At 54.3% G+C, this 15,240-nt stretch carries 9 protein-coding genes; 8 read left to right on the top strand and 1 reads right to left on the bottom strand.

Features of this window, described 5'->3' with window-relative positions:
- A partial coding sequence (locus F0Q32_RS25320) for a retention module-containing protein (RefSeq protein WP_149465133.1) occupies nucleotides 1-2,783 on the bottom strand: 2,783 nt, incomplete at its 3' end.
- Between the two features lie 279 nt (nucleotides 2,784-3,062).
- On the opposite strand from F0Q32_RS25320, the gene F0Q32_RS25315 reads away from it, so the two are divergent.
- The 8 genes from F0Q32_RS25315 to F0Q32_RS25280 form a co-directional block, all read left to right on the top strand.
- Entirely contained in the window at nucleotides 3,063-4,409 is a 1,347-nt protein-coding gene (locus tag F0Q32_RS25315; RefSeq protein ID WP_149465132.1) for a TolC family outer membrane protein, read from the top strand.
- A gap of 68 nt (nucleotides 4,410-4,477) precedes the next feature.
- Nucleotides 4,478-6,667: a type I secretion system permease/ATPase gene (locus F0Q32_RS25310; protein WP_149465131.1), complete on the top strand. Its 2,190-nt coding sequence runs from the start codon at nucleotides 4,478-4,480 to the stop codon at nucleotides 6,665-6,667.
- 25 nt (nucleotides 6,668-6,692) lie between these two features.
- Nucleotides 6,693-8,015, top strand: coding sequence for an HlyD family type I secretion periplasmic adaptor subunit (locus tag F0Q32_RS25305; RefSeq protein ID WP_370516906.1), 1,323 nt, complete (start codon nucleotides 6,693-6,695; stop codon nucleotides 8,013-8,015).
- Nucleotides 8,016-8,176: 161 nt separating this feature from the next.
- Entirely contained in the window at nucleotides 8,177-11,245 is a 3,069-nt protein-coding gene (locus tag F0Q32_RS25300) for a glycosyltransferase (RefSeq protein ID WP_149465129.1), read from the top strand.
- Complete coding sequence (gene lapG / locus F0Q32_RS25295; protein ID WP_188016913.1) at nucleotides 11,242-11,934, top strand: cysteine protease LapG; 693 nt, start codon at nucleotides 11,242-11,244, stop codon at nucleotides 11,932-11,934. The genes F0Q32_RS25300 and lapG overlap by 4 nt, the downstream gene beginning before the upstream one ends.
- Before the next feature lie 9 nt (nucleotides 11,935-11,943).
- Entirely contained in the window at nucleotides 11,944-13,887 is a 1,944-nt protein-coding gene (gene lapD / locus F0Q32_RS25290) for a cyclic di-GMP receptor LapD (protein WP_149465128.1), read from the top strand.
- A gap of 17 nt (nucleotides 13,888-13,904) precedes the next feature.
- Nucleotides 13,905-14,246, top strand: coding sequence for a tryptophan synthase subunit beta (locus tag F0Q32_RS25285; RefSeq protein WP_149465127.1), 342 nt, complete (start codon nucleotides 13,905-13,907; stop codon nucleotides 14,244-14,246).
- 395 nt (nucleotides 14,247-14,641) lie between these two features.
- Nucleotides 14,642-15,240, top strand: a 599-nt coding sequence (locus F0Q32_RS25280; protein ID WP_149465126.1) for a retention module-containing protein, incomplete at its 3' end; no start/stop codon positions are given.

Genomic DNA, 15,240 nt, shown 5'->3' with positions numbered 1-15,240 from the left:
GCCTTCGCTTCTTCAGCGTTGATCCAGCCGTCCCCTGCAATGACATCAATATCCAGCGTCACGCTGATATCCGTGTCCACTTTCACCGGTTCAACCGCGTTGGCGGTGGCCTCGTTCCCGGCTTCATCCCTGATGGTAATGGTGCCGTTCACTTCAGGGTCGGCCAGCAGATCGCTGGTTTTCACCTCCGTGCTCCAGGTCAGATCGTCCTGCACTGTGGCTTCATATGGCGTACCGTTAATCTCCAGATATACCACGTCGCCCGCTTTAGCATCGCCGCCCACGGTACCGCTGACGGTGGTGTACTCGGCCTTCGCTTCCTCGGCGTTGATCCAGCCATCCCCTGCAATCACATCAATCTCCAGCGTCACGCTGATATCCGTGTCCACTTTTACCGGTTCAACCGCGTTGGCGGTGGCCTCGTTCCCGGCTTCATCCCTGATGGTAATGGTGCCGTTCACTTCCGGGTCGGCCAGCAGATCGCTGGTTTTCACCTCCGTGCTCCAGGTGAGGTCAGCCTGCACCTCCGCTTCATACCGGTTGCCGTTCACTTCCAGCACCACCGTGTCGCCCGCCTTCGCGTCGCCGCCCACGGTACCGGAGATAGTGGTGTTCTCGGCTTTCGCCTCTTCGGCGTTGATCCAGCCATCACCCGCAATCACATCGATATCCAGCGTCACGCTGATATCCGTGTCCACTTTCACCGGCTCCATCGCCGTAGCGGTGGCTTCGTTTCCGGCGTCATCTTTTATAGTGATGCTCCCGTTCACTTCCGGGTCAGCCAGCAGATCGCTGGTCTTCACCCCGGTACTCCAGGTCAGGTCATCCTGAACTATGGCTTCATATGGCTTGCCGTTAATCTCCAGATGCACCACGTCGCCCGCTTTAGCATCGCCGCCCACAGTGCCGCTGATGGTGGTGTTCTCGGCTTTCGCCTCTTCGGCGTTGATCCAGCCATCACCCGCAATCACATCGATATCCAGCGTCACGCTGATATCCGTGTCCACTTTCACTGGCTCAACCGCGTTGGCTGTGGCCTCGTTTCCGGCCTCATCTTTTATGGTAATGGTGCCGTTCACTTCCGGATCGGCCAGCAGATCGCTGGTTTTCACTTCGGTACTCCAGGTCAGATCGTCCTGAACCACAGCCTCATACGGATTACCGTTTACTTCCAGATGCACCACGTCACCCGCTTTGGCATCCCCGCCCACGGTACCGGAGATAGTGGTGTTCTCAGCTTTCGCCTCTTCGGCGTTGATCCAGCCATCCCCTGCAATGACATCAATATCCAGCGTCACGCTGATATCCGTGTCCACTTTCACTGGCTCAACCGCGTTGGCGGTGGCCTCGTTCCCGGCTTCATCCCTGATGGTAATGGTGCCGTTCACTTCCGGATCGGCCAGCAGATCGCTGGTTTTCACCTCCGTGCTCCAGGTCAGATCGTCCTGCACTGTGGCTTCATAAGGCTTGCCGTTAATCTCAAGATGCACCACGTCGCCCGCCTTCGCGTCGCCGCCCACGGTACCGCTGATGGTGGTGTACTCGGCCTTCGCTTCTTCAGCGTTTATCCAGCCATCCCCTGCAATGACATCAATATCCAGCGTCACGCTGATATCCGTGTCCACTTTCACTGGCTCAACCGCGTTGGCTGTGGCCTCGTTTCCGGCCTCATCTTTTATGGTAATGGTGCCGTTCACTTCCGGGTCGGCCAGCAGATCGCTGGTTTTCACCTCCGCGCGCCACGTCAGGTCCTCACTAACCACAGCCTCATAAGGCTTGCCGTTCACTTCCAGTACCACCACGTCGCCCGCTTTCGCGTCGCCGCCCACGGTGCCGGAAACTACCGTGTTCTCTTCCTTCGCCTCTTCGGCGTTAATCCAGCCATCCCCACCAATCGGATCAATCTCCACTTCAACACTCAGCGCCGCCTGCCCAACGCTGCTCTGCGCACTAGCCGTGGCTTCATTACCGTTGTCATCGCGCGTGATGACGCTGGCCTGTACATCGCCAGAGGCAAGCAGGTCGCTGGTATTCACATTCACTGACCAACTGCCATCTGCCTGTACGTTGGTCTGATAATGATTGCCGTTGACCGTCACAGTGACCACATCGCCAGGACGAACGTCATGCCCCGTCTTCCCGCTAACGACAGTGGTCTCCTCCATTGCTTCACGCATATTAATGATATTGTCGCCGGCGATGGCATCAATGGTAATGCTGGCTTCAGGAAGGACTGGGGGAACGGGGGGCTCTGGCGTGATAATGGGGTCATCATCGGTATCGTTGACGTCCTGGTCTGTCTCCAGCAACGTCTCTTCTTCCAGCGGCCCCGGGAACATGACGTCAATGCCGTCCGTGGGGTATCCCGCTGTGGGGTCGAGGATTTGCCCGGTCAGGTCCAGCACAACGTGCGTATGCCCCTCACCACCGTCTCCCGCCTCACCCGTCGCTGAGGAGGTGACCGGGTTACCCGCAGCGGTAGCTTCAAGCACCTGCGAGGGGTCAGCACCTTCCGCAATTGCCTGCTGGGCAGCAGCTAAATCCTGCGGAGGAGAGCTCTCTGTCGATGTGGTTACTATGGTGTCATCACCCCAATGGCTTGCCCTGCCAAGATCCAGATTTTTACCATTCGGCAAGGTCACGGTGACCGCGCCCTGCTCGGTCACAATCTGTTCGCCGCGCATCACCTGCTCACCTTCTGTCGCCTGACGGCGGGTACCATCTGAGGCAACAATCCAGGCTTGCCCTATAATTGCTTTGATTGTTCCAATAACCGTTGACATGGCATCTCTCCTTGGGGTGTTAATTCCGTATCATTTTGGAAATTTATTTATATCCACTTATATATTCAGGAAATAAATGATAAGGTTATCTTTATAGTTCGTCTTATTCATTAACAGACTATATTCAGACCAGTAATTCAAATATATATATTCATGCCTGCATGAGTAATAATATCTTTTTATTATTTTTGTAAAACAGCGTATTTAAACACTCGAAGTCTTTCGTGTTTGGTTTATCTTAGCACTCGACTGGGATATTCAATGCGAAGGGATAACATCATGAAAAAGCGCGATACGGTTATGCTTGCGTTGTCGTTGCCATTATTTTTAACTGGCTACGCGCACGCATTAACACTCGAACAAGCCATTAAGAACACTCTCAACACACATCCAGAAGTTAGCGCCTCAATCAATAGCCGATATTCAGCTGACTATGATTTGAAAGCGGCAAGAGGCGGATATCTACCGTCATTAAATTTAAATGCTGGAACCGGTTGGGAGCAAACCGATAACGCCACCACCCGCGCGGCGAACGATCACCGCCGTAACCTGCACCGTAGCGAATCGTCGCTGATGCTGACGCAAAATGTCTTCAACGGTTTTGCCACCACCAGCGAAGTGGCCCGCCAGAAAGCCACCGTTAACTCCCGCGCCTACGGGGTAAGCAATAGTAGCGAAACCACCGCGCTGAGTGCGATTCAGGTCTATATGGATGTTCTGATGCGTCAGCAGTTCGTCAAACTGGCGGAAGAAAACCTCGCCAGCCATGAACGTATCTTTGATCAGATTAACCTGCGAACCCAACAAGGCGTAGGCCGTCAGGCTGATTACGAGCAGGCCGAAGCCCGTCTGGCCCAGGCGCGAAATAACCTGCTGACCGAGCAAACCAATCTGGAAGATGCACGCACCAACTTCTTTAGTATCACGGGAAGCGAAGCTGATGCGCTGAACCAGCCTGCATCGGTCGCCACACCGGGCACCCTCGAAGATGCGCGTAAAGTGATGCTGAACAACAGCCCGCTGCTGAAACTGGCTGAGTCAGATGTTGAGGCGACCCGACAGCAGTATGAAGCGTCGAAATCCACCTTTTACCCGAACGTGAATATCGAGGCAGGCCGAACCATGGATAATAATATCGATGGCACCCGCGGCCACAGCCAGGAATGGCAGGCAATGTTGCGTATGCGCTACAACCTGTTTAATGGCGGGACGGATAAAGCAAATCTTACATCAAATGCTTATAAATTACGTGAAGCACAAGATGTACGAAATAATGCGCAGCGTCAATTAACGGAAGAATTACGTCTATCGTGGAACGCATTAAAAAACGCGCAGCAACAAGTTCCGATTGCACAACAATATGCTGACCAGAGTTATAAAGTGCGTGACGCCTATCGCCAGCAGTTCAGTATTGGCGAGCGTACGTTATTAGACTTGCTCGACAGTGAAAATGAAGTATTCACTGCGCAGCGCCGTAATATTGAAATGCAATACGTTGAATTATTTTCCGGCTATAGAATTAAAGCGCGCACGGGTGAATTACTGAAGTCAATGTCCATACAACCGCCATCAGCCAGTGAGGCGACCTGGGTTGAGGATCAGCAGTCATTACCGGACCTGAAATAAATGGTTAATGCAGAGGGAGCCCGACTCCCTCTGTATTAACAGCCGGTATTGTTATAAGGACATTAAATATGGCATTACATTCAATCCCCTCCTCCAGCGGCGATACTGTTGATAATCAGGAAGATATCGGCATCGACCCACGAACACTTCACGACGATCCGTTGCTGGATAGCCTGATGGCTATCTGTATGTTGCATGGTCGGCCAGCCAGTCGCGTCTCGTTGACCGCCGGATTGCCACTGGTAAATAACCGACTCACGCTGGCAATTTTCTCACGCGCCGCCGCCCGCGCTAATCTGCGGGTACGCATGCTCAAGCGCGAGCTAAAAAAAATCACCGCCGTCTCCCTCCCCGCCATTTTGCTGCTCAAAGGCAACCACACCGCCGTACTGCTTGGCTGGAGCGAACAGGGCGAGGCGCGCATTCTGCCAAGTGAAACGCTCGGCGGCGAGCTGTCGATTGATGCACAAACGCTGGCGAATGAATACACCGGCGTGGCGCTGTTTATTCAGCCAATGCACCAGCGCGAACGTAGCGAAACGGCGCTCATTCCCCGAACCCGCACCTGGTTTCGCGATACGCTAAAGCTCTCGCGGACGCTGTACACCGACTCCATCGTTGCCAGCTTCCTGATTAACGTCATCGCCCTGTGTACGCCGCTGTTTGTAATGAACGTCTACGATCGCGTGGTACCCAATCAAGCGACGTCCACGTTGTGGGTGCTGGCGATTGGTATCACTGTCGCCTTCCTGTTTGATTTACTGCTGAAAACCTTACGCAGCCGCTGTCTTGATCTGGCCGGAAAGAAAACCGACATGATCGTCTCGGCGTCGCTGTTCAGCCGAATCACCGGGATGGCAATGAAAGCGCGCCCTGCGCGTCTGGGCAGCTTCGCGCAAAACATCCACGAAATTCAGTCGCTGCGAGATTTCCTCTCTTCACTTACGCTCGCTACGCTTATCGATATGCCCTTCACCCTGCTGATGCTACTGGTGATTGGTATCATCGGCGGCCCGCTGGTGTTTATCCCGCTGGTTGCATTTCCACTGGCGCTGGTTGTCAGTTGGCTGATTCAGCGACCGCTCAATGAAACCATCGACGACACCATGAAACTCTCCTCAGAGCGCCAGGCGGTGTTGATTGAAACCCTGAGCGGCCTCGATGCCATCAAAGTGAACAATGCACAAAGCGAGCGTCAGTATCTGTGGGAAAACACGCTGGGCACGCTGAGCAAAAAAGAGCTGCGGGTAAAAACACTCTCGACGCTGGCGGTCAACTTTACCGCCTGGCTACAGCAGTTCTCTGGTGTCGCAATGATTGTCGCCGGGGTCTATCTCATTATTGATGGCAACCTCAGTATGGGGGGCCTGATTGCCTGCTACATGCTGAACGGACGCGCGCTGGTGCCAATGGGGCAACTCAGCGGCCTCGTCACGCGTTATCAGCAGGCGCGCATGACGATGGAAACCACCGAAAGCATGATGGATTTACCGCAGGAGCGTCAGGAAGATGCGCCTTCGGTCGCGCGCGAAAAATTACAGGGCGCGATTGCGTTCCAGAATGTCACCTTCACTTATCCGGACCAGAAATACGCTTCGCTCCGCGCCCTCTCCTTCACCATCACACCGGGCGAAAGAGTGGGCATTATTGGTCGAAGCGGGTCGGGAAAAAGCTCACTGGCGAAGCTGATTATTGGTTTCTACCCGCCCGATGCGGGCGAAATACTGATAGACGGCATGGATGCGAATCAAATCGACGTGAACGACCTGCGCCACAATATCGGTTATGGCCCGCAGGATATCCACTTGTTCAGCGGCACGCTGCGTGAAAATCTGATCTACGGCGCAAGCTATGTCGATGATGATGTCATGCTCCGCGCCTCGCGTCTGGCAGGTGTACATGAGTTTGCCCGTAAACACCCGGATGGCTACAACATGCAGGTTGGCGAGCGTGGGCTGAATCTCTCTGGCGGGCAACGCCAGGCGGTGGTACTGGCGCGCGCGCTGCTGCTCGACCCACCCATTTTGTTGCTCGATGAACCCACCAGCTCGATGGATAACACCACCGAGGACGCAGTGCGCCGCGCATTGATGGAAAACACGCGCGGCAAAACGATGCTGCTGGTGACGCACCGCGCGTCGATGCTGGCGCTGGTTGACCGACTGATTATTCTCGATCGTGGACGCATTATTGCCGATGGGCCTCGCGATAACGTCCTGGCGGCGCTGAAGAAGGGGCAAATCCATGCGAGTCACTAAGGCTATCAAAGCACTCCTGCGCCGTATGGGTCTCCTCTCCACGGAGAAACCCTTCACGGTCAATGACATCAACGGCGTGATCACCGAAGGCGCGCCGCGTTCAACACGCATCACCCTCTGGGCCTGCTTTGCGTTTTTTATCGCCTTTGTTGTCTGGGCTTCGTTCGCTCAGGTCGATGAAGTGACGCGCGGCGAAGGAAAAGCGATTCCCTCGTCGCGCCTGCAAAAGATCCAGAACCTGGAAGGTGGGATTGTCTCGGAAGTGTTTGTTCATGAAGGGCAAATTGTGGAGGCCGGGCAGCCGTTACTGCGCCTGGATGACACGCGTTTTCGCTCTAATGTGGGCGAAAGCGAGGCCGATCGCAATGCACTGATTGCGCGCATCTCGCGCCTGCAGGCGCAAATTGACGACACACCTCTGGAAATCAGCCCGGAAATTGAGCGCGATGCCCCAGGCATCGCCAGCGGCGAGCGCGAGTTGTTCAACACCCAGCGCGAACGCTTCCGTAGTGAGATTTCCGGCCTCGAAGAACAACTGTCGCAAAAACGTCAGGAGCTGCTGGATTTCGAAGCCAAAAAGGTGCAGTTCCGTAACAGTCTTGGCCTGCTTCAGCAGGAGGTGCGGATGTCGGAGCCGTTGGTTGCCGCGGGCGCTATCTCGAAAGTCGAAGTCCTGCGTTTGCGCCGTTCGGAAGTAGAAACGCGCGGCCAGCTCGATTCGGTGATCTTGTCGATCCCGCGCGCGCAATCGGCGATCAAAGAGATTGAAAGCAAGATCGCCGAAGCCAAAGGTCGCTATCGCAGCGATGCGCTGGCGGAGCTCAACGAGGCTCGCACCAACCTGAGCAAAACGGAAGCTTCCGGTAAAGCGATTGAGGATCGGGTCAACCGTACGCTGGTCACCTCACCGGTACGCGGCGTGGTGCAGCAGTTGCTGGTGACAACCATCGGCGGCGTTATCCAGCCGGGTAGCGAACTGGTGGAGATTGTTCCACTGGACGATACGCTGCTGGTTGAAGCAAAAGTACGCCCGCAGGATATCGCTTTTTTACACCCGGGCCAGCAAGCGATGATCAAGTTTACCGCCTATGATTACACCATCTATGGCGGGCTGAAGGGCTCACTGGAGCACATCAGCGCTGACACCATCACCGACAAAGAGGGTCGCAGCTTCTACCAGATCCGCCTGCGCACGGAGAATAACCATCTCGGTAATGAAGAGAAACCGCTGTTGATCATTCCAGGCATGGTGGTTTCGGTCGATATCATGACCGGCAGGAAAACCGTGCTCAGCTACCTGCTGAAACCGATTTTACGCGCCAAAGCCGAAGCCCTGCGCGAAAGGTAATATCACGCCAGGGCGCCTTCAGCGTCCTGGCGTATAACTCGATCGGTTTTCTGAAAAAGGAAGTCCCGCACTAATCCATGCGAATGCGGAATATCCAGGCCGAACGCTATAATGTTATCTTATAAAACACAGGGATTTTCTTCGCGCAGCAGGATACCGATATGTCATTGAGCCATTTGCTCGCGCAAACCCGGCCTCTGGTTGAGCAATTTAATATTGCCACCGATGCTTCTCACCTTCCGGGTTATGTGCTCTTTTTTAGCGTGAGTAATGGTCAGGAACGTGCTCACATCGAACAAGCCCGTGGTGAAACGCTGGACAACGCCTGGATTGCGGGCGCAAAAGCGTTGCAGCGCTGGACGCAGAAGCAAACCACGCAACCTTGCTGGCTGCGCGTGGAGGTGGTCAACCACGTTGAATCGCTACGCTGGGATGCGCTGCAAGCTAAACTGCGCAAAACCAAGCGTAACTATTTCCGCTTTGGCTTAAGCTTCACTGAGACCTTTGAGCACGCCCTGCTTGAGCAAGAAATTGCCGCCAACGCGCTGCTCTACGTGGGCACCGAAGGCGTCGCCACCCCTAATGATAAAAACCTGGCCAGCTACGCGCGCCAGCGTTTCGGCAGTGAACTGCACTGGCCGGACGCGCCGGATCAAATCCTCTGGCGTTTTACTACCCTCGGCGCGTTCAGCGACGGTAATCGGGCATATCCTCTTGAATCTGGCGGGCCGCATTCGGGCTATCGCCAGCTCCCGCACTGGCAGGATGAACTGGAGCCGATGATCCACTCGGCCAGTGATTATCTGGCGCGGCAGGTTAAAAAATCGGGCCGCTTTCATTACGGCTGGTTCCCCTGCTTCGATCGCGCGATCCCCACCTATAACGCCCTACGCCACGCCAGCTCGACCTACGCGCTGTTAGAAGGCTGGGAAGTCACGCAGAACGACACGCAGTTTGCCGCCATCGAACGCGCGCTACACGATCTCGCCAGCGAGCTTATCCGCACCTGTACGTTGCCCGACGGCAGCGACGCCGATTTTCTGGTGGACACCGGCGATGAGATAAAACTCGGCGGTAACGCCGTGTGCATTCTGGCGATGGCAAAATACAGCGAACTGACGGGAAATGAGCACTATCTGGCGCAAATGGAACGTCTGGCGAACGGTATTGCCTTTATGCAAAATGCGGAAAGCGGCGCATTTGTTCACGTGCTGCATGCCGCCGATCTTTCGCTAAAAGAAGAACAGCGCATTATTTACTACGACGGAGAAGCGGCATTCGCACTGATGCGTCTGTACGGGCTGACCAAAAACCCGCGCTGGCTGTCAATTGTTGAACGGGCGATGGACAATTTTATCGCCCGGAAACACTGGCAGGCGCACGATCACTGGTTAAGCTACTGCGTGAACGAGCTGACGCGCTATCGCCCGCAGGCCCGTTACTATCAGTTCGGGCTGGACAACGTGCGCGATCATCTCGATTTCGTGCTGAAAAGAGTGACCACCTACCCGACGCTGCTGGAACTGATGATGGCGGCGCAGCGCATGATTGAGCGTCTTCAGGCCGATGAAACCCACCGGCATCTGCTGGCCGATTTTGACATCGATAAATTTTACCGCGCGCTGGAGTACCGCGCCCGTTATCTGGCTAACGGTTTTTTCTGGCCGGAACTGGCGATGTTTTTCAAAAATCCGCAAAAAATTGTCGGCAGCTTTTTCATTCGCCATCACAGCTATCGCGTGCGCATTGATGACGTAGAACACTATCTTTCCGGCTATGTGGCCTATCGTAAATATCGCCTCCAGCAGACCAGGCATCCGCAGCAGCTGGTTTTCTTGTGTGGTAATTTCCGCCATGAAGGCAACGGAATTGAAATCGCCTCCATCCGCCGCTGCGCACTGTTTATTCGCCAGCTCGGCGTTTCGCCGTGGGTGATCACTTCCAGCTGGAACCCGCAGCTGGCGCGCACGGTGGAGGCGCTTTATGAAAGCGGAAAACTGCCCGCGCCGGTTAACGCGCTGACCGTTTATGACTGGCTGCCAGCCATGCTGGAGCGCGGTGATATTCTCCCGATGCAGGAACTGCGCCCCGGCACGCGTGCGCAAACGCGTATAGACAGCCGCAACATTCTCGCGGCGCGTCGGTATGTCGGCGCGGAGGGCAATCTCAGTCACGAAGATTTTGTCCATCTGTCCACGCAGAAAATCGTGCTGCGTCGGCACTATCGCTCTCTGAAAGGTACGGCGTATCTTTCCGGCATTGAGCTGCGCTTCACCGACCATGAACGCCGCTATGCCAGTGAAGAGGAGTTCGCCGCCGCCATGCTGGCACATAATCTGGACAGGCAAACCACGTGGCATTTTCTGGTTGATAAAAATCTGCCGTGGCGGGAGTTTGTCTCTTCAAAACCCAAAAACTGGCTGAATGCGACCCTGACGTCGGTTCTCCACTCTACGCATCAACGGGAAGACGGTGAATTTAAACAGGCATACCGACATGTGTTGCGTGACGAAACGCTGCTCGATCGTATTATTGTGCTGACTGACGCGCAAAAGAATGATTTGGCGAAGGTTATCCCCGACGCAAAACGCTTGCGCGTTATACCCCATCATCTCACGCCTTCTCTGCCGGTTGTCAATCTGCAGAAAACCGCCGGAAAGCGAGTGCTCTATATGGCGCGCTATGCCCCGGAAAAACAGCATCAGCTTCTTTTCAGAGTCTTTGCTCAGGTTGTTGAAAAAATGCCGGATGCAGAGCTACACACATATGGTTCCGGCGCAATAAAAAAAGAACTTGAACAATGGGTTATCGCTAACCATCTGGATAAACATATTTATCTGCACGACAGAATCGACGAACTGGAATCGCTGCATCGTCAGTCCAGTTGCGCTGTTCTGTGTTCCAGTCATGAAGGCTTTTCACTGTTTGGCCTGGAGTCACTCGCCCACGGCACGCCGCTGGTCAGTTTTGACATCCAGTATGGCCCGCGCGATTTGCTGGAAAATTCCGGTGCCGGAATTCTGGTGAAGCCGAATGATGAAACCGCGCTGGCAGAGGCGCTGATTGCGGTTTTACACAACCCCCGGCAACGTGCGCAAATGCAGGAAAACGCCCTGCGCCACGCCACACGCTATTCTGAACAACAGGTCGCCGCACTCTGGCAGGACTGGTGGCAGGAGATGCAGGCACTGGCCACCCACGATAATAAAGGGGCCGAGAACCGCGCGTGAACGTTCGACTGAGCCATCGCACACTCTGGCAACGCTGGCTGGCATTCTGGCTGGCGCTGCTGCTCGTGCTCTCACCTGGCCTCGGCGCCAGTTGGGATTTCAACACCATCAACTCGCGCAGCCAGCAGCTTTACGGCCCCGCCACGCCAATGGCGCAGCGCAATATCGATGAGTGGGCGGCATTGCTTAAAAATCCGCCGCAGGGCACTATTCAGGATAAATTAAACCGCGTTAATCAGTTTTTTAATTCCCGCATGCGTTTTCGTGATGATATCGCCGTATGGGGACAGCAGGATTATTGGGCAACGCCGATTGAATTCTTACGCAAAGGGGCGGGCGACTGTGAAGATTACGCGCTGGCGAAATATTTCACCCTGCGTGAACTGGGTGTGCCAGCCAGCCAGCTTCGAATCACCTATGTAAAAGCATTGCAGTTAAATCAGGCGCATATGGTTGTCGCCTGGTACGCTACGCCCGACGCGGTACCGTTAATTCTGGATAACTTAAAAACGACTATCTTACCCGCGACACAGCGTAATGACCTGCTGCCGGTTTACTCCTTCAACGGTGAAGGGTTATGGATCCCGCAGGCAGGCAAAAACAAACGCGTGGGCGACAGTAAAAAGATTTCTCGCTGGCAGGATCTTCTCACCAAGATGCGTGCAGAAGGATTTGTAATTAATGAATAGGAAGTAGCCATGTCTCTCTATAAACAGCTACTCATTGGTATTTGTCTGTTCACGGTCATCATCTTCTGCGGCAGCTTTTATGTGACGCTGGAGAGTTCGCGCGAACAGTACCACAACCAACTGAGTGCGCACGCACAGGATAGCGCCACCGCACTGGGCCTTTCGCTCACGGCCAATATTGACGATCCGGTGATGACGGAACTGATGGTGAACTCCATCTTCGACAGCGGCTACTTTTACCGGATTCGGGTTGTCGATATCAAAACCGGCAAGCCGCTGATTGAACGCCAGAACACGCCGCAAAGCGCCAGTGTCCCTAACTGGTTTGTGCGCATGGTACGTCTGAACCCCGGCCAGGGTGAAGCGGTAGTGATGCGCGGCTGGAACCAGGTGGCGAAGGTGGAAGTGATCAGCCATCCGATGTTCGCATTGACGCGCCTGTGGGATAGTCTGGTTGCCAGTTTCCTGCTGTTAAGCGTATGTAGCATTCTTTGCGTACTGGGCGCGATGTTTATGCTTCGCCGCAGCCTGCGCCCGCTGAATCACATTGTTGATCAGGCGCTGGCGATCAGCCGCCGCGAGTTTCTCAATCTGCCGGAACGCCCCAAAACGCCGGAGCTTCGCCGGGTGGTAGAAGCCACTAACATGATGGTCACCCAGCTTAAAGCGCTGTTCAGCGAACAGGCCACGCGTACCGAAACGCTGCGTCAGGAGGCCTATAATGACAGTCTGACGGGGCTGAACAATCGTCGCTCATTTGATATTAAACTCCAGTCGCGTCTGAGCGATGAAGAACACGCCGCGGGCCATCTGATTTTACTGCGCGTGCAAGACCTCATCGGCCTGAACCAACGTCTCGGCGGGGCTAAAACCGATCAGTTGCTGGTTGCCGTAGCCGATATTCTGAACGAGCTACAGCAGCGATTTTTCCATAACGAAGGTTTCCTGGCGCGTATTCGCGGCGGTGAGTTCGCGATTATCGCGCCCCCGATTTTGCCGCAGGAGATGGAAAATCTCATTGCCACTCTCAGCACACACTTAAAAGCGTTGCATGAAACTGGCATGAGCGATGTCACCCCCGTCGCCCACTTCTCACAGGTCAGTTTCAATATGGGCGATACGCCGCAGGCGCTGCTGCGTCAGGCTGACCAGGCGCTGGCGATGGCGGAAACGGAGATGCGTTTCTTTGCCGACACGCAGGCACCGCAGGAAGTGGAAAACGAAGACGATCACCATCACTGGCACACACGTCTGGAAACCGTGCTGGCGAAAGAGAACTTCGAGCTTTTTTCCCAGCCCGTATATGAGTGCAACAATAAAAACATCATCCTGCATCAAAAAATTCTCGCCCGCATCAAGACGCCAGAAGGCGAAATCATCCCCGCCGGGCGCTTTATGCCGTGGATACACCGCCTGGCGCTGAGCCGCCGGATGGACATCGTCATGCTTAAACAGACGCTGAAAGCGATGGAAAAAAGCACCCAGCCGCTGGCGCTGAGCATCAGTGGCGAGAGTGTTGCCGATGAGGAAAGCATGAACGCACTGCTGCAACCGCTAAAAGGCGCACGCCATCTGGCGGGCCGACTCACGCTGGAGCTCGATGAAAATGAGCTGCCAAATCCGGAACAGGTCAGCCTGCTGGTGCAAAAACTCAATGCGCTGGGTTGCCGTTTGGGCATTCAACACTTCGGTGGGCGTTTCCATTTGATTGGCAACCTGCCACAGTGGGGGCTGGCATGGATTAAAGTGGACGGCGGCTATATTCGTCATATCGATCAGGAAGAGGATAAAAAACTCTTTATCGAAGCCATTTACTGGGCGACGCGTCAGATCAATTTACCGTTAATCGCTGAGCGAGTGGAAACGGAAGGTGAACTGGCCGTGTTGGAAAAAATAGGTTTGTATGGTGCAATGGGACGATATTTTAGCGATGCCAGCACTCTCACTAAATAATTCTCAGGAGCATAATCATGCATTTTATCGAACGTGACAGTGAGGGTCGGATCGTCCGGGTGGAGCCTGCTCCATTCCCCGAATCGACTGAACAAAGCCATGAAACCACCGCTGAAATTGACGAGTGGTTAAAGGTCAATACGCTGCGTGCCGCCACGCTACAGCAGTTGCAGCAGAGCGATCTCGAAATGGTCCGTGTCCTTGAGGACCTTATTGAGGTGCTGATGAGCAAAGGGGTGATCAGCATTACCGATCTCCCGCCTGCGGCACAAAACAAATTACTCAGCCGCGCGAAAGCCCGACAAACGCTGGGCGGGCTGGAAGATTTAATTGGCGAAGAGGAAGACCGGCTGATTTAAAGCGGGTTAATAGTAGTTTAAACGCATTCAGGTATAACGCCTGAATGCGACACAATTTCAATATTCGAATATACCTTACAATACGTACGTATTTAATATTAAAACAGTTAGATAGCTTGCTAATGATTTGACTTAAATATCTCTTCCACGAATTTTACTTCAGATTCCTACCAATCCCTTATTTAAATCAAAGAAAATTCCTAAGCATTCGATTATGTTATAAGTAAATTTGTATTGATTTTTCAGATGATTATTTAACATTCCAATATTTTCTTATAAAACCCAGCAAGCTGGCCTTCTGGCCGTCTATATGTCAACAGGTTTCATTGATATCATCGAATGACAGGGACGAAAACACAGGTGTACGGGTCACGTAAAGAGTCAGGAGAAACATCATGAGCGCTATAGTCGGAACAATTAAAGCGATAATAGGACAAGTTTTCGCTATCGCCCCTGATGGAAGCCGGCGTCTGCTGACTGAAGGTGATCACATCCTGAGCGGAGAACAAATTGATACCGGCCCCGCTGGCGCGGTGACCCTCTCCCTCGCGGACGGCAAAACCCTCGATCTGGGCCGCGACACCCACTGGGACAGTAACGGTATTGCCTCTATCTCGACATCCGAAGTTGACCCAACCGATATTGCCGCCATCCAGCAGGCCATCGCTGACGGACAGGACCCGACCCAAATTCTTGAGGCTACCGCCGCTGGCCCACAACCCGCCACAGGGCAACCCGGTGCCAGCGGAGGCGGCTCACACACCCACGTTATTCTCGATCTCACTGGTGAAATTCTCGATCCGAATGCGGGATATCCAACGACCGGGCTCGATTTCCCTGATGATACTCGCGAAGAAGAACTGACGCTGCTGGACAGCGACGCGGATGCAGATTCTGACGCGGACAGTGACTCGGATTCTGACAGTGACTCAGATTCGGATAGCGACTCGGATTCCGACAGCGATTCCGATTCGGACAGTGACTCCGATTCCGA

The sequence above is a fragment of the Pseudocitrobacter sp. 73 genome (assembly GCF_008369545.1).
Classification (GTDB): Bacteria; Pseudomonadota; Gammaproteobacteria; order Enterobacterales; family Enterobacteriaceae; genus Pseudocitrobacter; species Pseudocitrobacter vendiensis.
The sequence above is the reverse complement of the archived record's forward strand: the minus strand, read 5'-3'. Positions and strand labels throughout refer to the sequence as shown.